This window comes from Erythrobacter sp. S259 (assembly GCF_057364965.1).
In genome coordinates this window covers 2,704,325-2,729,189 of record NZ_CP200286.1, presented here as the reverse complement: position 1 = coordinate 2,729,189, position 24,865 = coordinate 2,704,325, and the positions used below count along the sequence as shown (strand labels likewise).

Genomic DNA, 24,865 nt, shown 5'->3' with positions numbered 1-24,865 from the left:
TTGTGTGATCTGTCTAGAGCCCGAACTTGGCGCGCGGCTTTGCTGGGTCTTTCCAATCACCCAGCTTCTTTTTGAGCTTGCCCAATTCTTCCGGCATCTGGATTTCGAGCGTCACCAGCTGATCACCGCGTGTAGGCTTGTCGGCGCTCGACGATTTCTTGGTCCAGCCCTTGCCGGTAAGGCGCATCACCGTACCGCCATTGGCTCCCGGTTTGAGCGTTAGCATAACCGGGCCATCGACTGTCGGGCATTTGACCTTGCCGCCATTGATCGCTTCATCGAGCGTGATTGGAAGGTCCATCCGGATGTTATCACCCTCGCGCCGGAAAAAGGGGTGCGCGGCAACTTCAACCATTACGATCCCGTCTCCGTAACCACCGGGGCCCGAATGCCCCTTTCCCTTTAGCCGCATCTGTGTTCCGTCTTCGACGCCTCCGGGAAGCTTCAGACTGATCGCCTTGCCATCGGCCAGAGTGATCCGCTGATCTTCGCCAGAGGCTGCATCCACGAAGGGCACCGCAAGACGGTATTGGATATCTGCGCCCTTCTTGGGCGGAGGGGTTCTCGCGCCGCCAAACCCGCGCCGTGGTGGTGGCTCTGCGGTGCGATTGCGTCCGCCGCCGAACAAGCCCTCGAACAGGTCGCCCAGGTCCATGTCGTCATTGCCAAAGCCCTGAAATTCGGAATCGCGGAAACCGCCGCGCGCGCCGCCATATCCGGCTCCAGCGCCTCTGGGGCGGCCCCCACCCATTCCGCCACCCATTCCGGCAAAGGGGTTAAGCGGGTTGCCTTCAGCGTCAATCTCGCCCCGGTCAAATTGCGCGCGCTTGCTTTTATCAGAAAGGAGGTCGTAGGCTTTGGTTGCATCCGAGAATTTCTCAGCCGCCTTGGGATTGTCCTTATTCTTGTCGGGGTGCAGTTCTTTTGCGAGCTTGCGATAGGCGCTCTTCACCTCTTTCTCAGAAGCTGTGCGTTGAACGCCAAGTGTGGAATAAGGATCGCGCATGGTGTCTTAGCTAGGTGAGGCGCTTGAGAGGCGCAACCACCTAACGTGCATTGTGTAAGTTGGGAATATCTTTCCTACCGCGCCTCCAGTGCCTATTTCGCCTCGTATGACCCATTGGAGCCGCCTTTTGCCGAACATTTTGCAGCCGCTTTCGAGCGGAGAAACTTTTTGCTCCCTGAACAGTGTACCAATTGTGCCAAACTTTGATCAAGCATCTAAAAAGGAACACATTTCATGATTGACGCCGCTAAGCTCAATGAAGCGCAACTGGCAGACAGTGTGATCCCTTCTGGCAGCGACCCCTATGGCTTGTTTGACACATGGTTTACCGAAGCTCAGAAAAGCGAGCCCAATGACCCCAATGCTATGGCGCTTGCAACCGCGACCAAGGCAGGGATGCCATCTGTTCGCATGGTGCTTTTGAAAGGCCATGGGCCTCATGAAAATCAAAGCCAAACCGGTGTCGGCGGCTTTACCTTCTTCACCAATGCCGAGAGCCGCAAGGGCGAGGAAATACGCGGGAATATGAAAGCGAGCCTGCTGTTCCATTGGAAGAGCTTGCGCCGTCAGATTCGGATCGAAGGACCCTTGGCACAGGTGAGCGCCGAGCGTGCTGATGAGTATTTCCATTCGCGCGCCTATGGCAGCCAGGTCGGAAGCGCTGCCAGTGCTCAATCGCAGCCGATGGAAAAGCGGCAGGACTATCTCGACCGGGTCGAGGCATTGTGGGGCGCGCACGAAGCGGCTGGCAAAGTTCCGCGTCCGCCCCATTGGACAGGCTTCACCCTTCGCCCTCACCGGATTGAATTCTGGATCGACCGCGACAACCGTCTCCATGATCGGCGCCAATACAGGCGCACTGAAGACGGCTGGAAAGACACGCTGCTCTACCCGTGAACCCCAAACCTGTGACTAGCTCCTTCCCCTATTGGCATGTTGATGCCTTCAGCGATGCCCCTTTCGGCGGCAATCAGGCTGCGGTGATGGTTCTGGACGAGTGGCTCCCTGATGAAGTGCTGGTCAATATCGGGGCTGAGAACAACTTTGCCGAAACCGCGTTTCTCGTGCGCGATGAAACGGGCAAGGCTGATTGGAAGCTTCGCTGGTTTACGCCGAGTTCAGAGATACGCCTGTGCGGCCATGCCACATTGGCGAGCGGGCATGTGCTGCTCAGTGAGATCGCCGGCTTACAAACCGGCGGGGGGAAAGTGACGTTCCGCACCCGCGAGGCAGGCATTCTCGAAGTGCGGCGAACAGGTGAAGTCTACGAAGTCGGCCTGCCTGCGATCGAAACTGAACCGGTGCAATGGGTCGAAGCGGCTTCGCTTCTTGGCGGGCAGCCCATCGCCGTGCAGCGAAGCGAACTCGGCTACAATCTGTTCCTTTACAGCGATGAGGCAGCGATCCGCGCGCTCGATCCTGATTTTCGCGGACTTGCCGCGTTGGGGGGAGAGCTGTTTGTTTGCACCGCGCTGGGCGATGAAACTGATATAGTGAGCCGCGTTTTTGTGCCCGCTTACGGTATTGACGAAGACCCGGTGACAGGCGGCGCGCACGCGGTGCTTACGCCTTATTGGACCGCAAAGCTCGGCCGCGATCACTTCACCGCGTATCAAGCGAGCAAACGCGGCGGATCGCTCACCTGCCGCATCGCGGGGGACCGCGTTTGGCTAGGCGGCCCTTGCGTAACTGTTGTGAAGGGAGAGTTCACCCTTTGATCATTCGCTGGGATAAAGTGCCAGCACGTCGGCAGCCTCTTGCAGCATCGCGGGGCGTTCCTCACGGTCCGAATGGCCAAGCCGCACCAGCGTCAGCTTTTGCTCTGGAGAGACAAGCACATACTGCCCCATATGGCCGATGAGCGAAAACAGGCTGCGCGGTGCGCGGTCTGGGAGCAGGGGATGCGGCGATTTGAGATTGGGGTTGTTGCGGTTGAGCCAGATTTGATAGCCATAATGCGATGAAGCTGGACTGGGCGACAGCATCTTTTCAACCCAGCGGCTGGGCACCAATTGCTCGCCCGATGGCGCGCGGCCGTCATCGCGTAGAAATTCGCCAAACTTGGCATAGTCGCGCGCGCTGGCATGCATCAGGCTTCCGCCAATCAAAGTGCCCGCCGCATCATACTCAGGCACCATGGAGGTCATACCAAGCGGCCCAAACAGGCGCTCTTCGAGGTAGTTTGCCACAGCCAGGCGGCGCGCGTCAGGATCATCGTTGTCGGTCAGCGCACTCGCGGCGATATCGGCGAGGATCACCGTGGTGTTGGAGGAATATTCAAACATCTCGCCCGGCTCGGCTTCGAGCGGTTGTTCCTTGGCCCATTTGGCCATGTTGTCCCGGCCATCGAGAAACAGCATGCGCACCTCGGCGCTTTCATATGGCGGATCGCCCGCTTCTGTATGGCGAAGGCCGCTGCGCATTTGCAGAAGGTGTTCTAATGTGATGTCCGCCCGCGGATCGCCATTGCGCTGCCAATCAAGGATGGGGGCGGGCGCTTTCTCATTCAGCAGGCCATCGGCAACAAGCATTCCGACAAGAACGGCGGTGACCGTCTTGGCCATAGACCAGCTGATGTGACGCGTCTCGGCGTCATATCCCGGCGCGTAGCGTTCAGCGGCGACCTTGCCATCGGCCATGAGGAACACAGCGCGCGTTTCGCCTATCCCCTCTGCCGTGAAAAGCTCGTCGATTGCGCGCGCCAATTGGTCCATCGGAGCGCCCGCATCGCGGCTCACCGCATCAAGCGCTTCTTGGCTGAGCGGAGGCAGCTGTTCAGCGGGCGGCTGTTCAGATCGGTCGCCGCAAGAGGCAAGGCCGATACCAAACACTGGAAGAAGCGCGGTGAGGGCGATAGAAGGCTTTGAACGAGCGGTCATGACCCCTCAATCGGACAAGGACACGGTCAAAGCAATGGCAAATTCAGCAGGTTCAAAGCGCGTCTCTTTGCCCAAGGCAGTGTTGATCGCGGCTATCCTAGTCGTTGTAGCAATCGCTGTGCTGGCGTGGTTCAACCGTGGTCCCATCCAAGGCTATGCAGGGGTGAGCACCAGCTACGCCGCGCGTGTTGCATGCTCTTGCAGGTTCGTCGCGGGCCGCGATTTGGACGATTGCGCCAAAGACAAGCTTGCTGGCATGGAGATGGTGGCGCTCAGCGAAAACCCCGAGGCGCAAAGCGTTACCGCCAGCATCCCCTTTGTTAATGCGACAACGGCCACAAATCGCGAGGGCTATGGCTGCGTTCTCGACAAGTGGGAAGGGTAGTTAGGCCACTGCTTTTGCTGCGACCGAATTATTCCGCGACCCAGTCATTTTTCGACCCAGTCATTTTTCGACCCAGTTATCCTGCAACCGAAGTGGTTTTATCGATCCAGCCGCCACCGATAACCCGATCATCAGCATAGATGACCGCCGCTTGCCCCGGCGCAACGCCAAACTCAGGGGCTGCAAAATGAATGCGGATCGTCGCACCATCGCCCATCGGCCCATCAAGCGTGATCGGCACTGGTTTGGCCAGACTGCGCACTTTGGCTGTCAGCTTAGCCCCATCCGCGATAGCGCCAATACGATTGGTCTCGATCACTTCAACGCTTTCGACAGCCAGCATGCGTTTGGGTCCGATGCGAACTTCGCGCGTGTCTGGATCAAGGCTGATCACATAAAGCGGTTCTGGCTGCCCGCCAATATCAAGGCCTTTGCGCTGGCCGACGGTGTAGTGGACGATGCCCTTGTGCTCGCCCAGTTTCTCGCCGGTGGCTGCGTGCACGATAGCGCCCGGGACGCCGCCCTCGGGACGAAGCTTGGTCACGATTTTGGCGTAATTGCCATCGGGGACGAAACAGATGTCCTGACTGTCAGGCTTCATTGCATTGCGCAGCTCAGCGGCTTCGGCAAGCTCACGTACCTGCGTTTTTGGCAGGCCGCCGAGCGGGAAACGGATGTAGTCCAGCTGCTCCTGCGTGGTTGCATACAGAAAGTACGATTGATCACGCGCCGGGTCTTGTGCACGGTAAAGGTGAGGGCCGCCTTCGGCCTCGAGCCGCTGCACATAATGTCCCGTCGTTAGGCAATCTGCGCCCAGCTCGCGCGCCATACGGAATAGGTCGGTGAACTTAGGGCCCATATTGCAGCGGATACATGGCACGGGCGTGCGCCCTGCTAAGTATTCATCTGCGAACTGATCAACCACGTCTTCTTTAAAGGCGCTCTCATGATCGAAGACATAATGCGCAATGCCCAGCCGGTCGCAAACAGCGCGCGCATCAGAAATATCATCGCCGGCACAACACGCGCCCTTGCGTCCAGTCGCTGCACCATAATCATAAAGCTGCAAGGTGATGCCGATCACCTCGGCCCCGGTGTCAGCGGCAAGCGCAGCCACAACAGATGAATCGACTCCGCCGCTCATCGCGACGACGATTCGGCACTGCGAAGCAGGGCGCGGCAGATCGAACAAAGCGGCCGTATCGAGCCCAAATGTGGGGCTGAGCGTATGGGTTTCTGACGATTTCATGGTCGCAGCAGCATATAGTGAGCGCATTTGCGATTGACTACAGTTATGCGATTTTACGGGCAAGACTTCTGATTTTACACGTGTTTCTCGCTCGTTAATCAATGGCAACACAGCGTTGCTCTGCCTCCCGGCACTTTTCCTAAGCAGAGGTAAAGCCCGGTTTTACCACATTTTGACAACCGCTGTGTATACCATGGCCCATGTTCGAAAAGGCGAAGCCTCCAATGATCCCTTCTGTAGCTTGCGATTCGGCGAGCGCTGCCTCGCCGCGCACGTCGGCGATGGGCTGGTCAGCGCAGGATGAGGCACCGTATACAGAGAGCGCAAAAGAAGAGGCAAAGACGCCTCCCTTGCGCACCATTGAATGGAGCGAACTAACCGCACGGCTGAGTGCAGCGCGCGATCTTCGGCAGCTGCTCCGCGAGGATATTGGAGCCCAAACTGGCGCCAAAGACCTCGCATTTGCGGATGCAGCGGCACGGTTTTTTCGGACGAATGAGGATGATGAACCCGGTGTTAACCCTACTGCTTTAGAGGGCCGAAAAACCTCGTCCGGTATGTATCAGATTGTAAAGCAAGAAGGGGGTCGAGACGTTCCCTTTGCGCACCATGACAGTGCGGACACATCGCAAACACGCGATGCAAGCCGGGCGATGCGAGAGAGTTGTAATGATTGAAAATCAGGATATCAGACCGGCACAAGTGATTGGCCCGCTCGGGGAGCCTCTTACGGTTGATGATCTTCCGGCGCCCTCCACCAAACGGTGGGTTGTGCGCCGTAAGGCTGAAGTCGTGGCTGCCGTTAATGGCGGTCTGCTGACGATCGACGAAGTGCTTGAGCGCTATGGTCTTACTCTTGAAGAATTCGCCGGATGGCAGCGTGCTGTCGACCGTTCCGGTATGCAAGGCCTAAGGGTCACTCGCATCCAGCATTACCGCGACCTTTATGAGCGCCAATTGAAATATTGATCCACCGCAAAGCGTATGCCGGTCCAAAACTGGCGTCTCAGCGTTTTGATATCATTGCTGTCTTCTCATTCGCATAAGTGTGTTATCCCATGTCCTGAACCCTCATTTGGAACCTCCTGGGTTCTTCCGAGTATATTGAGGGAAAGGAGATATATTATGGGTTGGATTATTGCACTTATCGTCGGCGGGGTTGCTGGCTGGCTGGCCAGCATGGTTATGAACCGAGATGCGTCGATGGGCATTTTCTGGAATATCGTTGTAGGCTGTGTCGGTTCTGTGGTCGGCAATATGATCGCAGGGCCCCTTTTGGGCATTTCCGGCAGCGTTCAGTCATTTTCGCTTACAGGGCTCATTGTTGCTGTGGTTGGCGCCGTCGTACTGCTTGGCGTCCTCAACCTCATCCAACGTGGACGGGTTCGCGGTTAAACCAGCGACACCTTAATTAGCTCCCGGAATACCGGGTGTGCGATTTGGAACAAAATGGCGGCGTAGAGTTTATCTCTGCGCCGCCTTTGTTTTTATCGCTTCACCGCGCGTAAAGGGGCAAAGACGGCGGCACGCACTTCGTCTAGGCTCAAAGTCACCTGTCGAGGTACGGATTGCGCTTTTCTGTGGGCGGGTTAAAGACCATTGCGCATGGTGAGTTATATCTACAACACACTGAAGCAGGCTCAACCTATCTTGGGCGATACCGTTAGAAGGCAAACCGCATGAATTATGCGACCAACATTTCAGCCGGCGCGCAGGATCAGATTCCTGCGGATGCATCGGCCCAGCATGAAGAGCGGCAAGATTCATCCCTTGGTCGTAATTTGCTGATTGCGGGCGGCGTTCTTTTGGCCTTGCTGCTTGCCCTTGGGGCGTATTTCGCGCTTGCGGGCGGTGAGCCCGCTGGGTCAGGTGACGATAACTCTCAGGCTCCCGTCGTCACGGTTATTGCGCCCGGCCGCACGGCGGTCAACGGCGCGGTGGAGGCGCCGGGAACTCTCGCTGCAAGGCGTCCAATGCCGGTTGGCGTTGTGGGCGAAGGCGGGCGAGTCCTTTCAGTGCGGGCGGACGCTGGCGATTGGGTCGCGCGCGGGCAGGTCCTGGCGGTGATTGACCGGTCGGTACAACTTCAGCAAGCCGCCGCACAAGAAGCACAGATTGGTGTGGCCCGCGCTGATGCTGAGCTTGCCCAGTCCAATCTTGACCGCGCGCTGCAATTGGTCGAGCGCGGCTTCATCTCCAAGGCCGAAATTGATAGGCTATCGGCAACGCGCGATTCGGCCATGGCCCGTATCAAAGTCGCGCAGGCACAGCTCGCAGAGCTGAGAGCGCGAAACGCCCGGCTTAATGTGACCGCCCCTGCATCTGGCTACGTGCTTGAACGCAATGTCGAACCTGGCCAAACCGTAGGCGGCGCTTCGGGCGCTTTGTTCACCATCGCGCGCGGCGGAGAGCTCGAAATGCTCGCAGAGCTTGGCGAAACCCAGCTCGCCGCGCTTTCCGTGGGCGTTTCGGCTAGTGTCACGCCAGCAGGCTCAGACAAGAGCTTTGCGGGCCAGGTGTGGCAATTATCGCCAGTGGTTGATGAGCGCACACGTCAGGGCACAGCCCGGATCGCGCTTTCATTCGAGCCAGAACTGCGGCCCGGCGGATTTGCCACAGCGACAATCAACAGCGGCACCGTCAGCGCGACCGTTCTTCCGGAAAGTGCGGTTCTTGCAGATGACCAAGGCAGCTTCGTTTATATCGTGAACGACGAAAACAAGGCTATCCGCACTCCGGTTGTTACAGGCATGGTCACGCCAGACGGTATTGCCATTGCCGAGGGGCTAAACGGCGATGAGGCCATTGTGGTTCGCGCTGGCGGCTTTTTGAACCCGGGCGAAACCGTCAGCCCCAGACGCGAGGGTGAAGAAGAAGACGGCGCTAAAAGTAACGAGGCCGAGTGAGTATCTGAGAGGCCCCCGACCGCTTAGGGTTAGGGGGTGTCGCTCAGGGTGAAACTGGTTGAGTAAAGGCACAAAGAGGTATTCATGAACTTTCGTAATCTCTCCGCCTGGTCGATCCGCAATCCAGTGATCCCGCTCGTCATGTTCACAGCGCTTTTGTTCGCAGGCATGGTCAGTTTCGCCCGTATGGATGTGGTGAATAATCCTGACGTTGAGTTTCCTGCGGTCACTGTCGGTATCTCTCAACCGGGCGCTGCACCCAGTGAGATCGAGAACCAGATCACGCAGCAGGTCGAAAGCGCGGTGCGCTCGATCAATGGCGTGAAGCAGATTTCTTCGACCGCAAGCGAAGGATTTTCGAACACATTTGTGGAATTTGAGGTCGGAATCGACCCCAATCTCGTGGTTTCCGAGGTCAAAAATGCGGTCGACCGGATCCGAGGCAGCCTGCCTGACGGCATTCAGGAACCGCGCGTCAATAAGATTGAGGCTGCTGGCGGCTTTCTCGGCATTTACGCCGTGCGCGCTGATGACTTGACGATTGAGCAATTGAGCTGGTTCATTGACGATACGGTGACCAAGCGTCTTCTTGACATCACCGGCATGGCGGAAGCGGGCCGGTTTGGCGGTGTTGACCGCGCAATTGAGGTCATTTTGGACCCTGCAAAAATGCAGGCCTTTGGCGTCACCGCTTCGCAGATCAACAACGTCCTTCGTCAGACCAATATCGACGCAGCCGGCGGCCTTGCAGAGGTCGGCGGCACGCGCCAATCGCTTCGGGTTCTTGGTAATAACGAGACGGCTTACGAGCTTTCGCAAAGGCAAATCCAGCTCGGTAATGGCCAGACCTTGCGGCTTGCTGATGTTGCGACCGTTCGCGATGGCTTTTCCGAACGATCTTCTTTGAGCGAGGTGCGCAACAAAGAAGTGGTCAATTTCTTCATGAGCCGCGCAAAAGGCGCCTCGGATGTGACCGTCTTTGAAAATGCGCAAGAGATCATCAACGGAATTCAAGCCGAAAATCCCGACCTTGAGTTTATTCCGCTGTTCGACACGGTCAAATACACCAAGAGCCAATACGCAAGTTCGATGCAGGCCCTCATTGAAGGGGCAGTTCTTGCGGTTGTGGTCGTCTTCCTGTTCCTGCGCGATTGGCGTGCGACCTTTATCAGCGCGGTTGCCATTCCCTTGTCAGCGATCCCCACGTTCTTTTTCATGGACCTGATGGGTTTCAACCTGAACTTCCTCTCGCTGCTGGCGCTTGGTCTCGTGGCAGGCGTGCTCGTCGATGATGCGATCGTGGAGATTGAGAATATTGTCAGGCACATGCGAATGGGCAAGACCGCTTATGTCGCCAGCATTGATGCAGCGGATGAGATCGGGCTGCCTGTGGTCGCCACCAGTTTTTGTATTGTGGCCGTCTTTCTGCCTGTGGGTTTGATGCCGGGTATCTCAGGGCAATTCTTCCAGAACTTTGGCCTTACCGTTGTAGTAGCGGTTTTGATGAGCCTTGCCGTGGCGCGGATGATTACGCCGCTTATGGCTGCCTATTTCCTCTCTGCCAAAGGCCACGCCGAACACGGCGAGGGCAAATGGATGGAGCGTTATCTCGGCGTTTTGAGCTGGACGCTTCATACCGGCACAATGCACCGCCTGCGTGAGGGTATCGAAGGGCCGCGCTCGCGTGCGCTCTACACGATTGGTTTGCTCCTCACCTCCATCCTCCTGCTCGCGGTCCCTGCGTTTGTTGTCTTCGCGCTTTGGGGCGTCGTGGGCGAGGTGAACCTGCACGGCCAGATGGCTGGTCTTTTCTCCAATGACCAATACGGTTTCGTGTTCAAGACCATTGCTAAGATATTCGAGGTCGCACAGCTTTTGTGTGTGACCTTCGTGGCAGGGGTCGCGACTTGGCTGACGCTTAAATTTCTCGAGCTGTTCGCAGGAACCGGGTCGCGAGTGCGCCAGTCAATGCGCTATCTGACCGCGCGCTTCCGTGATCACCGGGTCTGGATGCTCGGCGCGGGTTGGATGTCATTCCTCGTGACCATTGTACTGTTTGGCAGCGTCCCCGCGCAGTTTCAGCCCGATATCAATCAATCAAACAGCGAAATCGCGGTCGAAATGGTGCCAGGCACCACTCTGGAGGGCACAAAACGCGTCGTCGATGAGATCGCCAGTGTTCTTTACGAGCAGCCAGAAGTGGAAGTCATCCTTGAGCGTATCCGCGTCGGTGAAGCCACCATGTACATCACCCTCATGGAAGATCGTGAGCGTTCCTCAATCGTTTTTCAGCGCGACATGACGCCGATCCTCAGCCAGATCCCGGACGCCCGTATCCGCTTTGTTGCCGACAGCTTTGGCGGGGCCGGATCAGGACGCGATTTGACCGTCATGCTGGCAGGATCAAACCCCGCTCTCCTCAATGAAACAGCCACCAAGCTAGTCGATGAGATGCGCGGGCTCGACACCATCGTTGCCCCGAGGGTCGCAGCGGACCTGCGCCGTCCTGAAATTATCATCACTCCCAATGAGAAATTGGCTGCCGAACTGGGCGTCTCAACGTTAGCCGTCAGCCAAGCAATCCGCATTGCGACCCTTGGCGAGATTGAACAGAACGCGGCGAAATTTTCGCTGTCTGATCGCCAGATCCCGATCGAGGTCAAGCTGAGCGAAGATGCGCGCGGCCGCATGAGCACGATTGAGAACCTTCCGGTTCAAACGATCAACGGCGGCACAGTGCCTCTTTCACGGGTCGCAACCATCGAGTTTGGCTCAGGTCCCACCACGATCCAACGCTACAATCAAAACCGCCGGGTCTTCATCGGTGCTGATCTTGCCAGCGGCGTATTGAAAGGCACCGCTCAAGCGCAAATCGACGAGCTGCCAACATTGAAGGACCTTCCGCAAGGCGTGATCCGTGACGCTGTGGGCGAGGACGAAATTCAGGCAGAGCTTGTCGGCAACCTCCAGGTTGCGGTGGTCTCCGGTGTGATGCTGGTGTTTGCGTGCCTTGTGCTTCTTTACAAGCGTTTGATGAGCCCGCTTGTCAACATGACCTCTCTTGCTTTGGCGCCGCTTGGCGGGATCTTGCTCATCTGGCTTGTGGGCATGCCGCAATCCATGCCGGTTTATATCGGAATTCTGCTGCTTCTCGGCATTGTCTCGAAGAACTCCATTCTCCTGATCGACTTTGCAATTGAAGAGATGGAGAAGGGCACCGATAAACTCGCCGCGATCATGGACGCAGGCCATAAACGCGCGCAGCCGATTGTGATGACCACGGTGGCTATGACGGCAGGCATGGTTCCCACCTCGATCTCGCTCACAGGCGATGGTGCCTGGCGCCAGCCGATGGGTATTGTGGTGATTGGGGGGCTGATCCTTTCGACCTTGCTCACCCTGCTCATCGTGCCCGCCGGTTTTAGCCTTGCTGACGGCGTTGAGAAGCGCATTGGCCCGTGGCTGCGCAGAACCTTGCTTACCTATAAGCCGGGCGATGACGGCCAACCGGTGCTCGACGCGCCTATCCCTGCGCCGGCCCAGACAAAACCGCAAATTCCGCCCCCCGGAGCTGAGCCTGCGGAGTAGTCGTCTCTTGCCGCAGACAAAGGCAGCGGATTTGGTCTTCCCCATGCGCCTGCATTGGGGCAGATAGCGCGGCGCTATGGCAACCAGCCCCAAATTCGGCTCTCCAAAGCCTGTCCCTTCGAAGTTTGGCGGCGAACCGCTAAGCCCTGATGTTGCCCGGCGTATGCGCTGGACCGCGACAGGGCTGCTGGTTGCGATGGGCACGCTTTTCTTCACTACCCATGGTCTTGTGCCTGCGCACCCTGCTTGGGGTTATGTCAACGCCTTTGCCGAAGCGGCCATGGTCGGCGGACTTGCCGATTGGTTTGCGGTTACCGCGCTTTTTCGGCACCCGCTCGGCCTCCCCATTCCCCACACCGCTATTGTTCCGACCAACAAGGACCGCATTGCGGACACCATGGGGCAGTTTCTGCGCGAAAACTTTCTGACACCAGCGGTTGTTGCTCGCCGTATGTCGAGCATGAATGTCGCGCGTGCGGTTGGCGATTTTCTAGCGGAGAAACCGAATGAGGACGGCATCGATACACGTTCGCGCATCACAGGCGGCGCTGCTGAACTCCTTGCTGAAGTGCTCGAATCGCTGGATCCTGACCGGTTAGGAAATCAAGTGCGCTCCGGCCTTGGGCACCAGCTTGCGAAAGTCGAAGTTTCTCCGCTTGCCGGGCGGATGCTCGAAAATATAATGGCTGATGGTCGGCATTCGCCTTTGATCAACGGCTTTATCCGCTGGGCGGGCCTGACGCTTGAGGACAATGAGGAGACCGTGCGCACCATCATTCACGACCGGGTGAACGGTGTGATGCGCTGGACGGGCCTTGATAAAACCATTTCTGCCAACGTGCTAGAAGGGCTCTATAAACTGCTTGCCGAAGTGCTGGTCAATCCTGATCACCCCTTGCGCGACAAGGTCGAAGAGGGCCTTCGGGAGCTTTCTAAAGATTTGCGAGACGATCCCAAAACGCGCGCGCGGGTGGAGGAGATGAAGCGCGATCTGCTCGAAAACCCTGCGGTCGCCGAATGGTGGATGGGTGTTTGGGAGCGCATCCGCCAGTCGCTGATCAAACGTGCGCGCGATCCTGAAAGCGAGTTGGGCTCAGATATGCGTATCGCACTGGCCGATTTGGGCGAGGCCTTGAAACAGGATGAGCGGCTGCAGATGCAGATCAACCGCTTTGCCAGGCGCACCGCTGCCGGGATTGCGACACGTTATGGCAGCGAGATTGTGACGTTGGTCTCAGAGACGGTGAAGCGCTGGGATGCGACAACAATCACGGGCCGCATTGAAAGCGCAGTGGGCCGTGACCTTCAATTTATCCGGATCAACGGGACGATAGTGGGCGGCATGGTGGGCATGACGCTGCACTTTATTGTGAGCTTTATGTGAGGTTTGATTACTCGGAAGCGGCGGGCATTAAAACTCCAAGCCGAGCCCGCTCACGTTCGGTGAGAATTGCGCTATCCATGTTCCCGTGCTTGGCTTCTCCTCCTTCGTTCGAGGACTGAGTCCCATAAATCTGATCCTGGCCTATGCTCAGCAGGTATCTGTCCAGCGAAGCCGCCGCTATCCAAGGCGCTTTGGGGTGGCCCAGCTTAGTGGCCACAACCGCCGCATGGTGCGCGCGCAAATAGGACGCGGAGTTTCCTCCATGCTGAAAGAGGAAGGCGGCATGATAGTAATCATTGGCAGTGTGTAGATCGCCGTCTTTTAGGAGTTGCTCGGCCCGCGCCAGCCTTCTGGCATCCCCTTCGCTCATGGCTTTGATGACCTCCACCGGCAAATGTATCGCCCCTCGCTCACGCGATTGAAGAACGCTCGATAGCTGGGATCGCACCGCCTGATCCGATGCGAACATATCAGCGAGCTCTTGATTGTCTGATCTGAAATGAGCTTCATCCTTATCGCTTGCACGTAGCGGACTGGGTCCAAATGCAGCAAAGACGAGAGCGGTACAGATCATCAAGCTCTTTATATGCATCACAAAAAACCTCCGCCGCGCTAAGTAGCGGGGCAGAGGTCTTTGACAAGTTCGATTGTCTTGCGGCTGCTTAAAGCGCGCCGGTCAATTCCGGAACTGCGTTAAACAGATCAGCAACCAGACCAATGTCTGCGACTTGGAAGATCGGTGCGTCTTCGTCTTTGTTGATCGCGATGATGACTTTGGAGTCCTTCATGCCGGCTAGGTGCTGGATTGCGCCTGAAATACCGATGGCGATGTAGACTTCTGGAGCCACAATCTTGCCGGTTTGGCCGACCTGATAGTCGTTGGGCACATAGCCCGCATCGACCGCAGCGCGCGATGCGCCGATGGCGGCGCCGAGTTTGTCTGCTAGTGGGTTGATGATGCTCTCAAAGGTTTCGCCGTCTTTCAAAGCGCGGCCGCCTGAAACGATAACCTTGGCGCTGGTAAGCTCGGGGCGGTCCCCGCCGTCGGCGACTTCGCGGCTTACAAAGGTGGAGATGCCAGCATCGCCTGCACCGCTCACATCTTCGATTGCAGCCGTACCGCCTTCGGTTGCTGCCTTTTCAAAGGCGGTGCCGCGAACGGTGATAACGAGTTTTGCATCCGAGCTTTCAACGGTCGCAATCGCGTTACCAGCGTAGATCGGACGGGTGAAAGTCTTTGGACCCTCGACCGAAAGAATGTCCGAGATTTGCATCACATCGAGCTGAGCAGCCACGCGCGGGGCGATGTTCTTGCCAGACGTTGTCGCAGGAGCGAGCAGCGCGTCATAGTCAGCCATAAGGCCAGCCACGAGCGGCGCTACGTTTTCAGCAAGGCCTTCGCCATAAGAGGCATCATCGGCCTTGAGTACCTTAGAAACGCCAGCGATTTTCGCTGCCGCCTCAGCCGCGCCCCCGCAGTTTGAACCTGCAACCAGAGCAGTCACATCGCCAAGCTTGGCTGCAGCGGTAACCACCGCAAGCGTCGCGTCATTTACTGAAAGGTTGTCATGCTCGACCAGAACCAGAGTGTTCATATCTGTTGTCCTTTTCCTTTTAGACCGGGCCGCTTACGCGATCCCCAGCTCCTTGATTTTCGCAACGAGAGCGGCAACGTCCTCGACCTTTTCACCGGCTTGGCGAACGGGTGGTTCGGCCACATTAGTGGTGGTGAGACGCGGTGCGATATCAACGCCAAAGTCGCCAGGTGTCTTGGTGTCGAGCGGCTTCTTCTTTGCTTTCATGATGTTGGGAAGCGAAGCGTAGCGCGGCTCGTTCAAGCGAAGATCGGTGGTGACAATCGCTGGCATGGTGAGCTTGACTGTCTCAAGACCGCCGTCAATCTCGCGCTTTACGATAACCGCATCGCCGTCAACTTCGACCGTGTTGGCAAAGGTGCCTTGCGGGCGGTTCATCAGAGCGGCGAGCATTTGGCCGGTTTGGTTGCTGTCGTCAGAGATTGACTGCTTACCAAGGACCACCAGGCCGGGCTGTTCTTCGTCAGCGATGGCTTTGAGGATTTTGGCAACCGCGAGAGGCTCAACCTCTTCATCGGTTTCCACAAGGATCGCGCGGTCCGCGCCCATGGCGAGCGCCGTCCGCAGCGTTTCTTGAGCCTTTGCAGGCCCTACAGAAACCGCGATGATTTCTTCTGCCTTGCCTGCCTCTTTGATGCGGATCGCTTCTTCGACAGCGATCTCATCAAACGGGTTCATGCTCATTTTAACATTGGCAAGATCAACGCCCGTGCCATCGGCTTTCACCCGCGGCTTGACGTTGTAGTCGATCACCCGTTTGACGGGGACGAGGATTTTCATGGCAGTACCTTTCCCATTAGCGCATGCTCAAGAAGGGATTTGAGACATGCGTGAAACTCTTGTGACGGGGCCCTATCTCGCGTTTACGTAAACGTCAAGTTGCGCCTTGGGGCGAGGGTTTTTGCCTCGCCGTGCCGTATATGGGTGTCGCCATCCGTCATAGCTACGTCAACCCTTTGTGTGGTCGCTTTTTTGATAGCGCCATGCGCGGTAGAACCTTTTGAAGCGGAGAACTGCAATGTTTGCAATTGTGAGAGTTCTGGCGTCCATTTTTGCGGTGTTGTACATGTCTAGTGCGGTGCTGGCTGACGATGGGCAAAGAGAAACGAGGCTTGGCGAAGAGGAATTCGAATCGCCTGCGGCCACACTTGATCATGTGGACTGGCTGGTCGGCCAATGGGCCGGCACCGGTATTCAGGGGGCTCCCGCGATGGAAGAGTGCGTTGCCTATTTCCATGCACAGACCTTGCGGTGCGCAGAGAAGGATAGACCGGGCGAAGGACTGGTGGCCGCTGTGTGGATGCAGAGCGGTAGCGAACTGCTCTTCGGCTTCACCCGATAATTGAAAGAGCCGCCCTGGCTAAAACCGGGCGGCTCTTTCAGCTTTCTAGATTTGGAGGCCTATGCCGCCTTCTTCACCTCGGCGACGATCTTCTTGGCCGCATCGCCAAGGTCATCGGCAGGCACGATGGCAAGGCCGGAGTTCGCTAGAATTTCCTTGCCGGCGTCAACATTGGTGCCTTCAAGGCGCACGACCAGCGGAACCTGAAGATTCACGTCTTTGGCTGCCTGAACAACGCCATTGGCGATGATGTCGCATTTCATAATGCCGCCAAAGATGTTGACGAGAATGCCTTCAACCGCAGGGTCTTTGAGGATGATCTTGAAGGCTGCTGTCACTTTCTCAGTGGTTGCGCCGCCGCCCACATCAAGGAAGTTGGCTGGGAATGCGCCGTTCAGCTTGATGATATCCATCGTCGCCATCGCAAGGCCGGCGCCGTTCACCATGCAGCCGATGTTTCCATCAAGCTTGATGTAGGCAAGGTCATATTCTGACGCTTCAACCTCGGCTGGATCTTCTTCGGTTTCATCGCGCATCTCTTCGATCGCTGGGTGGCGATAAAGGGCGTTGGAATCGAAGCTCATCTTTGTGTCGAGCACGAGGAGCGAAGCGTTGCCGTCCGCGTCTTTCTCGGTCTCTACCAGAGGGTTGATCTCGAGCATGTCGCAATCGCTTGCGGTGAACGCTGCGTAAAGCTGCTTGGCAAGTTTTTGACACTGCTTGTTGAGGTCACCGGTCAGGCCCAATGCAAACGCGACGCTGCGTGCGTGGTGCGCCATAAAGCCTTGTGCTGGATCGATTGTGATCGTGGTGATCTTTTCAGGCGTTTCGTGGGCGACGTCTTCGATGTCCATGCCGCCTTCGGTGGATGCCACCATGGCAACGCGGCCTGTCGCGCGGTCAACCAGCATCGCAAGGTAATATTCGCTCTCAATGTCGACGCCGTCGGTGACATACAGGCGGTTCACTTGCTTGCCCTCTGCGCCGGTTTGGATCGTCACCAGAGTGTTGCCGAGCATTTCTTTTGCGTGGCTTTCCACTTCATCAAGCGAGAATGCGAGGCGCACGCCGCCTTTTGCATCCTCAGGAAGCTCTTTAAACTTACCCTTACCGCGGCCGCCTGCGTGGATTTGCGCTTTCACAACGTAAAGCGGGCCGGGCAGCTTCTTCGCACCTTCGACGGCTTCTTCGACAGTGAGCGCAGCGTGGCCAGCCGGAATCGCGATCCCGTGTTCTTTGAGCAGTTCTTTGGCCTGATATTCATGGACGTTCATGAGAGGATGATCCCTTTGGTATTGATCGCGTTCGAAAAGGTGCCCCAAATTCCGAAGAAGGCAACTTTTCCACGCGAGGGGCATAAGCATGGTTTGCTCCACTTGAAAAGTACTCAAAGTGCGAGCACGAGGGTTCGACGCAAGAAAGCCGCTCCATGATCGACCAAAACCAGTTTCAAGAGATTGTGCGCGAGGCAGGGCGCATGGCCTATGCGCGCTGGCCGGGAGCGGGACATACGCTTGATTCTTGGGACAAAACCCCCGGCAATCCGGTGAGCGAGGCGGACTTGGCGGTCGACAAATTTCTTCGCCGGGAGCTGGCCCGCCTGTTGCCGTCTGCGGCTTGGCTGTCGGAGGAATCCACCGATGATCCTGTGCGTCTTGGTCAAGACTTGATCTGGTTGGTCGATCCGATTGATGGCACACGCGATTTTGTCCGGGGCCGCAAAGGGTGGGCTGTGTCGGTTGCGTTGGTGAGTGCGGGAAAACCGCTGATCGGCATGCTCTCAGCCCCTGCGCGCGGCGAAGAGTGGTTTGCCATGGCTGGACGCGGCGCAGCGCTCAACGGTGCAGCCATAAGCGCAAGCCAGCGAACGCAGTTTTCAGGCGCGAGAGTGCCTGTGGATCACCTGCCCGGTGACGATACGGATCTGGTCGCAGTCGAGAAACCCAATTCGATTGCGCTGCGCATCGCTATGGTGGCCGATGACCGGGCCGATTTGCTGGCAACTTTACACTGGGGTTTTGAGTGGGACATTGGCGCTGCTGCGCTGATTGCGCGCGAGGCGGGTGCAAGCGTTACAGACGCGTTTGGAAAGCCGCTCGCCTACAATAAACGCGACCCGCGTGATTTTGGGGTTTTGGTGAGCGCGCCGGGCATCCACTCAGATGCAGTGGCTCGGATTGCTGAGCGGGCAGAGACGCTTAAAGCAAAAAAATAGTACGAAAAAGCGGGCCGCGCGCAAAACGCGGCCCGCTCAGCTTTACGTTTCGCAGAATTATTGGGCCCGGGCTTCTTGGACCTGATCCTGGCTGATTGGGATAATCTTGATCTCAACCCGGCGGTTCAAAGGCTCGTCAACGCCGTCAGCCGTCTTCACGCGCAGGAAGTCATAGCTTTCGCCGTATCCGCGTGTTGCAAGGCGTGTGCGCGCAACGCCGCGCGCCGCAAGATAATCTGCGACTGCACTTGCGCGCTGTTCTGACAGGTTTTGGTTCACTGCATCTGAACCGGTGGTGTCGGTAAAACCATACACATCAACCAGGCTGTTCGGATATTGGATCAGGCTGTTGGCGACTGAGTTGAGCGAATCATAAAAGCCAGGATTAATGTTGGCCGAGCCGCGTGCAAAAGTTACGCCGTCAGGCAAGCGCACAAGGATCGCATCCTGATCGCCCACTTCTTCCACGTCGACGCCTGTTCCTTCGAGCTCTTCATCAAGCTCGCGGATTTGGTCATCGAACTGCTTACCAATAATCGCGCCAGCCGAGCCACCGATGCCTGCGCCAATGATCCGCGCCGTATCGCCGCCGATCACACCGCCAAGGACGGTGCCCAAAACGCCGCCTGCCACAGCGCCAATTCCGGTGCGTGACACTTTTTGTTCGCCTGTGTTTGGATCGGTCACACAAGCGCTCGTCCCCAAAAGGGCAACCGCTGCTGTGCCTGAAAGCATTATCTTTGATAGTTTCATACCGTCCTCCGTTGATGGTCTTGGGCGCTTGCATACAGGTGCAATAGGTTAGCGCCAATCGTGAGTTTCTTGTTTTTACAAAGCAACTACACCCCTCATCAGCCATGGTTCCAAGCGGATTGCGATTGCCTGAACAGCGGGGCTATTCCTCGCGATCTCAAGTGCCGTCTGGCAAAGCGCGTATTTTGTGCTAGCGAAGTAAGCGTGACACCTTTTCCCTGGACCGAACTCTTTATTATCTTTGGCCTGATCTTGCTCAATGGCGTCTTTGCGATGTCCGAGCTTGCCATTGTTTCTGCCAAGACCAGCCGCCTCAAGGCCAAGGCAGAGCAGGGTTCATCAGGCGCGCGCATCGCTATTGGCCTTGCTGCAGACCCAGGCAAATTCCTGTCGACTGTTCAAATCGGCATCACACTTATTGCGATCATCACTGGCGCTTATTCAGGAGCAAGTTTGGAGCAACCTGTTGGTGAGCGGCTGGCGGCCCTTGGTGTGCCTGAGGACGTGTCGGGCGAAGTTGCATTCGTGACCGTTATCGCACTTACCACCTATTTCAGCGTAGTGGTAGGGGAGCTGGTCCCCAAACAACTTGCCCTACGCGCAGCGGTGCAGATCGCAGTCGTCATGGCACGGCCCATGGCGATCCTTGCCACTATTGCCGCTCCGCTTGTGTGGCTGCTCGATCGCTCATCTGCCGGGATCATCCGCTTGTTCGGGATACGCTCCAAGGGGCAAAGCTCGGTCACGGCTGAAGAGCTACAGATGATTTTCGCTGATGCGACGCGCTCCGGCGTTATCGAACAGGATCAGCACCAGATCCTCACCGGGGTTGTCCGCCTCGCGGAACGTCCTGTTCGCGAGATGATGACGCCGCGCACCGAGCTAGACTGGCTCGATGCCGATGCAGACGAGCTGCAGATCAAACAGACCCTTAAAGCCAGCCCTCACTCCATGTTGCCGGTGGCAGAAGGGTCCCCCGATAGCATCCTTGGCGTGGTCAAAGCGCGCGACTTGCTGGGCCGGATGGTCGCAGGCGAGACAGTTGCTGTGCGCAAGATCATGCAAAAAGCCGAGGTCGTTCCCGACCAGCTTGACGCGATGGACGCACTGCGGGTGCTGCAATCGGCAGAAATCGCGATGGCGCTGGTCCATGATGAGTATGGCCACTTTGAGGGAATTGTGACCCCGGTGGATTTGCTCACTGCGATTGCGGGCAATTTTCTGAGCGATCAGGATGAGGGCGATGCGCCTGAGGTGATCGAATGCTCTGATGGCTCGCTGCTCGTGTCAGGAACATTTTCTGCCAACGGGCTCGCGGACCGCCTCGGTCTGACTTACGGCGATGACCGCGAATTTGGGACGGCAGCGGGCTATGCGCTTTATGTGCTGAAGCGGCTTCCGGTGCCGGGCGAGAAATTTTCCGACCAAGGCTGGGAATTCACCGTTACCGAGATGGACAACCGCCGGATTGATAAGATCCTGGTGCGCAAACTAGAAGAGAATGAGGCTTAGGGTCTCGCGTTTCCATCCGGGCGCGCGTCCTGACTAGCCGTCCTTCGCTGTGATGTGCGTCCGCAGTTGCTCTGCAGTGTGTGTGGAGAGAGCAGCGCCTAGGAGTTCACCCGGATGGGCGAACCCAAAACTAAGAGGGTATCACCGTGCTGGCGTTTTGCCCGTCGCCTTCGGGGGCTGCGATAATGTCGCGGGTAACGCGGCCTTTTGCCACTGTATTGGTGCCCTCATCGCCAATTTGCGAACGGATGCTGGGTGCAGCGGCGCCAGCGCGGTCGAGAGCGCTCGTCTCGATTTCGCTGCGCGGTGCTGGACCGCCAAACAAGGCATCAAGCGCCTGCTCTTGCGCCGTTCCTTCCGCAGCGCGCGGTGCACCGGGTGCCGGAGGGGTAAGCGTGAAGTCTGGCGGAATCACCAGCGGCGCCTGACGCTGCACTGCAAACTCATCGGGACGATCACGGTTGAAAATCCCGCTGCCCCCGCAGGCGGCGAGCATCGCGCTGCCGGACACAAGAAGAATGGCGGTTTTTACGTTACGCATCAGGAATTCTCCGCTTGAGGCTCTTGGGCCTGCGTTTCGTCATCCTTTTCGCGCACAAACAGGCTGCGCGCAAGGATGATCACAACGCCAATGGTAATAGCCGCATCGGCGATATTGAAAATAAGGAAGGGGCGAAAGGTTGCCCCAGAAACTTGGACGTGCAGATCGGCGTAGTCGATGACGTAACCAAACACATATCGGTCGTAGATATTGCCAATCGCGCCGCCCAAAATGAGCGATAGGCCTAGGATGTCGCCCAGGATCTTCTCGCGCATCATCCATATGAGCACAACAAGCCCAATGAGGGCGGTCATGCCCACGAGTAGCCAGCGCATCTCCATATTGGTCGCCTGCAGCATACCCAAAGATATCCCGCGGTTCTCAACATAAGTCAGATCAAAGAAGGGTACGAGCTCAATATTGCGCACATTGCGCAGGTCCAAAGGCCCGGTGACATACCACTTCACCAACTGATCAATTGCAGCGATGAACGCCGCAAAGCCAAGCCCGATCAGGCGGTTGCGGGTGAACAGGTTACTCACCAACGACCTCCGCGCAGCGCCCACACAGCGCGCCGTCTTCCGCAACATCGGGAAGCAAGCGCCAGCAGCGGCCGCATTTGTGGTCGGTGGATTTGGTGACTGTCACCTCATCGCTTTGGCCTCTGGTCACTGTCCCGGTGATGAACAATTCGGCGAGTTGTTCGTCGGTGACGCCTTCGGGTACAGCTGAGGCTGGCACAGTGACGGTCGCTTCATTGCTGGAACGGATCACTTTGTCACGGCGCAGCGGTTCGATGGCCTCCGTCACGCGCTCACGCAAAGCTCGCAACTGCTCCCACTTGGCACGGTCGGCAGGGACCGTTGGCACGCTTGGCCATTCGAGCAGGTGAACGCTTCCCTCTTGCTCGCCGTCTTCGGGATACCGGGTTTGCCAGACTTCTTCAGACGTAAACACCAGAACCGGCGCGGCATAGCGGACGAGCGCATGGAACAGGAGGTCCAGCACTGTGCGGTAAGCGTTGCGTGCGGTGCTATCATCGCCGTCGCAATAGAGTGTGTCTTTGCGAATATCGAAGAAGAAGGCGGAGAGGTCTTCATTGCAGAAGTCCACCAGCAGGCGCGTGTAGGTGTTAAAGTCGTACTCGGTCGCGGCTTGTCTGAGCTTAGCGTCCAGCTCGCCCACAAGCGATAGGACGTAGAGTTCGAGCTCGGGAATTTCTCCCCCGTCGGACATATCGCCGACAAACCCGTCAAGCGCGCCTAAGAGATAGCGGAAAGTGTTGCGCAGCCGTCGGTATTGGTCACCCACACCTTTGAGGATTTCATCGCCGATGCGGTGATCCTCGGTGAAATCAACGCTCAGCGCCCACAGCCGGATGATATCCGCGCCGGTTTGCTCCATGACTTTGAGCGGGCTGACCGTATTGCCGAGCGATTTCGACATTTTCTTGCCCTTGGCATCCATGGTGAAGCCGTGGGTAAGCACCTGATCGTAAGGCGCGCGGCCCCGCGTTGAGCAACTTTGCAGGAGCGAGGATTGGAACCAGCCGCGGTGTTGGTCCGAGCCCTCAAGATAGATATCGGCTGGCCATTGCAGGTCGGGCCAGCGATCAGATTCCAGTACAAAGGCATGGGTGCAGCCCGAATCGAACCAGACGTCGAGGATGTCGGTGACCATCTCGAATTCGTCGGGGTTGTAGTCGGGCCCAAGGAATTCAGCCTTGCGCGCCTCTTCCCATGCATCGACGCCTTCCTCTGCGACCGCTGCGACGATCCGCGCGTTGACTGCGGAGTCTTGCAGGTAGGTGCCGTCTGGGCGCACAAACAGCGTGATCGGCACGCCCCAAGCGCGTTGGCGCGATAGTACCCAATCGGGCCGCCCTTCGACCATAGAGCCGAGGCGGTTCTGGCCTTTTTCAGGGATGAATTCGACCCGGTCGATTTCCGACATGGCGCGGGCTCTCAAAGTATCCCGTTCGCCCTGAGCCTGTCGAGGGGCCGCGCCGTCTTTCGCCGCTGCCTCGATATCATCAAGGCTCATTTCATGTAAGGCAGAAGCCTTGGCACCCGGAACCGGCTCCAGCTCTTTGTCCATCGGCACAAACCATTGCGGTGTGCAGCGGTAGATCACCTTGGCTTTGGAGCGCCATGAGTGCGGGTAGGAGTGCGCGTAATCGGCAGACGCGCTGAGCAGAGCGCCGGCTTCGCGAAGGTCCGAGCAGATCGGGCCTTCGGGCGAGTTGAACGGCTTGTTGATGACCGAGCGGCGGCGCTCTTTGCCCTCGTCGTCTTTGTCATCCGCGCCCAGCCACAGCCAATCGTCGCGATAACGGCCATCGTCCATCACTGCGAATTGCGGATTGAGACCGTTGGCTTTGCAAAGGTCGAAGTCGTCCTCACCATGGTCGGGCGCCATATGGACAAGGCCTGTGCCTGAATCGGTGGTGACAAAATCGCCTTCTAGGAAGGGGCGCGGGGTCGCGTAGAACCCACCGAGATGGTGCATCGGGTGGCGGGCTTTGGTTCCAGCTAGCTCGGATCCTCGGACAAGGCGCTCATAAATAACGCTTTTGCCATTGATCATGCCACTTTCGAGTGGTGGAAATCCTGCACGCGCGAGAAAAGCAGGTGCTAGGTCTTCCGCAACAAGCCACATGGGCTGTTTGTCGCCGTCGACGACATTCAATAGCAGATATCGGACATCAGCCCCATAAGCGATCGCCTGGTTCACCGGGATCGTCCAAGGCGTTGTCGTCCAGATCACCGCATGCGCGCCGACCAATTCCGGCACCGCGCTCTCGGTGATCTCAAACGCTACGTCGATCTGCGGGCTGTCGGTCAGGTCTTCATACTCTACCTCAGCCTCGGCCAGCGCGGTCTTTTCAACCGGCGACCACATGATCGGTTTTGACCCGCGATAGAGGTTTCCGCTTTCCGCAAACTTGCAAAGCTCCGCAACAATCGTAGCCTCGGCCTGGAAATCCATGGTGAGGTAGGGATTGTCCCAATCCCCCAAAATGCCAAGGCACTTCAGCTGCTCGCGCTGGGTGTCGACCCATTTTTGCGCGTAGGCGCGGCATTCGGCGCGAAATTCCTTGGCGGGAACCTCGTCCTTATTCTTCTTTTTCTTGCGATATTGCTCTTCGACCTTCCACTCGATCGGAAGGCCGTGGCAATCCCAGCCCGGCACATAGGGCGCGTCTTTGCCCATGAGGTTCTGCGTGCGGCAGACCATGTCTTTCAAGATATGGTTGAGCGCATGGCCGATATGCATGTCGCCATTGGCGTAAGGCGGGCCATCGTGGAGGATGAACTTCTCGCGGCCAGCGCGCGCCTCGCGCAGTTTGCCGTACAGATCAATCTCGCGCCAGCGCGCCTCAATGCCCGGTTCCTTCTGCGGAAGGCCGGCTTTCATCGGGAAGGGCGTCTTAGGCAGGAAGACGGTGTCCTTATAGTCTCGTTTGGCAGTATCGTCAGACATAGGCGAAGCGCGTTAGTGCATTGAGCG

General features: G+C 57.6%; 23 protein-coding genes. 12 read left to right on the top strand and 11 right to left on the bottom strand.

The window, feature by feature from the left end:
* Positions 1-13 precede the first annotated feature (13 nt).
* A complete protein-coding gene (locus tag AC0V60_RS12930) occupies positions 14-1,006 on the bottom strand; it encodes a DnaJ C-terminal domain-containing protein (protein WP_486178861.1) in 993 nt (330 codons plus the stop codon).
* 234 nt (positions 1,007-1,240) lie between these two features.
* Here AC0V60_RS12930 and pdxH point away from each other — a divergent pair, with 234 nt between their 5' ends.
* A complete protein-coding gene (gene pdxH / locus AC0V60_RS12925; RefSeq protein WP_486178860.1) occupies positions 1,241-1,903 on the top strand; it encodes a pyridoxamine 5'-phosphate oxidase in 663 nt (220 codons plus the stop codon).
* Positions 1,900-2,724 carry a PhzF family phenazine biosynthesis protein gene (locus tag AC0V60_RS12920; protein WP_486178859.1) on the top strand — a complete coding sequence of 275 codons (825 nt, stop codon included), beginning with the start codon at positions 1,900-1,902 and terminating at the stop codon, positions 2,722-2,724. Before pdxH ends, AC0V60_RS12920 begins: the two co-directional genes overlap by 4 nt.
* Here AC0V60_RS12920 and AC0V60_RS12915 read toward each other — a convergent pair whose 3' ends face one another.
* Complete coding sequence (locus AC0V60_RS12915; protein ID WP_486178858.1) at positions 2,725-3,885, bottom strand: serine hydrolase domain-containing protein; 1,161 nt, start codon at positions 3,883-3,885, stop codon at positions 2,725-2,727.
* Here AC0V60_RS12915 and AC0V60_RS12910 point away from each other — a divergent pair.
* Entirely contained in the window at positions 3,884-4,270 is a 387-nt protein-coding gene (locus AC0V60_RS12910; protein ID WP_486178857.1) for a hypothetical protein, read from the top strand. The two genes, AC0V60_RS12915 and AC0V60_RS12910, sit on opposite strands and share 2 nt — an antisense overlap.
* A gap of 76 nt (positions 4,271-4,346) precedes the next feature.
* On the opposite strand, the gene mnmA is transcribed toward AC0V60_RS12910, so the two are convergent.
* Positions 4,347-5,519, bottom strand: a complete 1,173-nt coding sequence (gene mnmA, locus AC0V60_RS12905) for a tRNA 2-thiouridine(34) synthase MnmA (RefSeq protein WP_486178856.1) — start codon at positions 5,517-5,519, stop codon at positions 4,347-4,349.
* Positions 5,520-5,743: 224 nt separating this feature from the next.
* On the opposite strand from mnmA, the gene AC0V60_RS12900 reads away from it, so the two are divergent.
* The 6 genes from AC0V60_RS12900 (at position 5,744) to AC0V60_RS12875 (ending at position 13,397) form a co-directional block, all read left to right on the top strand.
* The gene (locus AC0V60_RS12900) at positions 5,744-6,196 is read left to right on the top strand and encodes a hypothetical protein (RefSeq protein WP_486178855.1); all 453 of its coding nucleotides are present in this window, start codon (positions 5,744-5,746) and stop codon (positions 6,194-6,196) included.
* A complete protein-coding gene (gene sciP / locus AC0V60_RS12895) occupies positions 6,189-6,488 on the top strand; it encodes a CtrA inhibitor SciP (RefSeq protein WP_486178854.1) in 300 nt (99 codons plus the stop codon). The genes AC0V60_RS12900 and sciP overlap by 8 nt, the downstream gene beginning before the upstream one ends.
* Positions 6,489-6,644: 156 nt before the next feature.
* The gene (locus tag AC0V60_RS12890; protein WP_486178853.1) at positions 6,645-6,914 is read left to right on the top strand and encodes a GlsB/YeaQ/YmgE family stress response membrane protein; all 270 of its coding nucleotides are present in this window, start codon (positions 6,645-6,647) and stop codon (positions 6,912-6,914) included.
* A 284-nt stretch (positions 6,915-7,198) separates the two neighbouring features.
* Complete coding sequence (locus tag AC0V60_RS12885; RefSeq protein WP_486178852.1) at positions 7,199-8,425, top strand: efflux RND transporter periplasmic adaptor subunit; 1,227 nt, start codon at positions 7,199-7,201, stop codon at positions 8,423-8,425.
* Positions 8,426-8,509: 84 nt separating this feature from the next.
* Complete coding sequence (locus AC0V60_RS12880) at positions 8,510-12,013, top strand: efflux RND transporter permease subunit (RefSeq protein WP_486178851.1); 3,504 nt, start codon at positions 8,510-8,512, stop codon at positions 12,011-12,013.
* Between the two features lie 163 nt (positions 12,014-12,176).
* Positions 12,177-13,397 carry a DUF445 domain-containing protein gene (locus AC0V60_RS12875; RefSeq protein WP_486179496.1) on the top strand — a complete coding sequence of 407 codons (1,221 nt, stop codon included), beginning with the start codon at positions 12,177-12,179 and terminating at the stop codon, positions 13,395-13,397.
* A gap of 7 nt (positions 13,398-13,404) precedes the next feature.
* Here AC0V60_RS12875 and AC0V60_RS12870 read toward each other — a convergent pair whose 3' ends face one another.
* The 3 genes from AC0V60_RS12870 to AC0V60_RS12860 all read right to left on the bottom strand — a co-directional run bounded on the left by AC0V60_RS12870 (position 13,405) and on the right by AC0V60_RS12860 (position 15,772).
* Entirely contained in the window at positions 13,405-13,785 is a 381-nt protein-coding gene (locus tag AC0V60_RS12870; protein ID WP_486178850.1) for a hypothetical protein, read from the bottom strand.
* Positions 13,786-14,059: 274 nt separating this feature from the next.
* Entirely contained in the window at positions 14,060-14,992 is a 933-nt protein-coding gene (locus AC0V60_RS12865) for an electron transfer flavoprotein subunit alpha/FixB family protein (RefSeq protein WP_486178849.1), read from the bottom strand.
* Positions 14,993-15,025: 33 nt separating this feature from the next.
* Positions 15,026-15,772 carry an electron transfer flavoprotein subunit beta/FixA family protein gene (locus tag AC0V60_RS12860; protein WP_486178848.1) on the bottom strand — a complete coding sequence of 249 codons (747 nt, stop codon included), beginning with the start codon at positions 15,770-15,772 and terminating at the stop codon, positions 15,026-15,028.
* A 286-nt stretch (positions 15,773-16,058) separates the two neighbouring features.
* On the opposite strand from AC0V60_RS12860, the gene AC0V60_RS12855 reads away from it, so the two are divergent.
* Positions 16,059-16,334: a hypothetical protein gene (locus AC0V60_RS12855; RefSeq protein ID WP_486178847.1), complete on the top strand. Its 276-nt coding sequence runs from the start codon at positions 16,059-16,061 to the stop codon at positions 16,332-16,334.
* A 59-nt stretch (positions 16,335-16,393) separates the two neighbouring features.
* Here AC0V60_RS12855 and sucC read toward each other — a convergent pair whose 3' ends face one another.
* Complete coding sequence (gene sucC / locus AC0V60_RS12850; RefSeq protein WP_486178846.1) at positions 16,394-17,608, bottom strand: ADP-forming succinate--CoA ligase subunit beta; 1,215 nt, start codon at positions 17,606-17,608, stop codon at positions 16,394-16,396.
* Positions 17,609-17,763: 155 nt separating this feature from the next.
* On the opposite strand from sucC, the gene AC0V60_RS12845 reads away from it, so the two are divergent.
* Positions 17,764-18,549: a 3'(2'),5'-bisphosphate nucleotidase CysQ gene (locus tag AC0V60_RS12845; RefSeq protein ID WP_486178845.1), complete on the top strand. Its 786-nt coding sequence runs from the start codon at positions 17,764-17,766 to the stop codon at positions 18,547-18,549.
* Between the two features lie 57 nt (positions 18,550-18,606).
* On the opposite strand, the gene AC0V60_RS12840 is transcribed toward AC0V60_RS12845, so the two are convergent.
* Positions 18,607-19,302 carry a YiaD family glycine zipper/OmpA-like lipoprotein gene (locus tag AC0V60_RS12840; RefSeq protein ID WP_486178844.1) on the bottom strand — a complete coding sequence of 232 codons (696 nt, stop codon included), beginning with the start codon at positions 19,300-19,302 and terminating at the stop codon, positions 18,607-18,609.
* A gap of 204 nt (positions 19,303-19,506) precedes the next feature.
* On the opposite strand from AC0V60_RS12840, the gene AC0V60_RS12835 reads away from it, so the two are divergent.
* A complete protein-coding gene (locus AC0V60_RS12835; protein WP_486178843.1) occupies positions 19,507-20,814 on the top strand; it encodes a hemolysin family protein in 1,308 nt (435 codons plus the stop codon).
* A 130-nt stretch (positions 20,815-20,944) separates the two neighbouring features.
* Here the strand turns inward: AC0V60_RS12835 and AC0V60_RS12830 are convergent, their stop codons facing one another.
* The 3 genes from AC0V60_RS12830 to ileS are packed head-to-tail and all read right to left on the bottom strand — an operon-like array spanning position 20,945 to position 24,838.
* Positions 20,945-21,355 carry a DUF3035 domain-containing protein gene (locus AC0V60_RS12830; protein WP_486178842.1) on the bottom strand — a complete coding sequence of 137 codons (411 nt, stop codon included), beginning with the start codon at positions 21,353-21,355 and terminating at the stop codon, positions 20,945-20,947.
* A complete protein-coding gene (gene lspA, locus AC0V60_RS12825; RefSeq protein ID WP_486178841.1) occupies positions 21,355-21,897 on the bottom strand; it encodes a signal peptidase II in 543 nt (180 codons plus the stop codon). The genes AC0V60_RS12830 and lspA overlap by 1 nt, the downstream gene beginning before the upstream one ends.
* Positions 21,890-24,838 (bottom strand): isoleucine--tRNA ligase, encoded by a 2,949-nt coding sequence (gene ileS / locus AC0V60_RS12820; RefSeq protein ID WP_486178840.1) that lies wholly within the window; start codon positions 24,836-24,838, stop codon positions 21,890-21,892. The genes lspA and ileS overlap by 8 nt, the downstream gene beginning before the upstream one ends.
* Between the last annotated feature and the right edge of the window lie 27 nt (positions 24,839-24,865).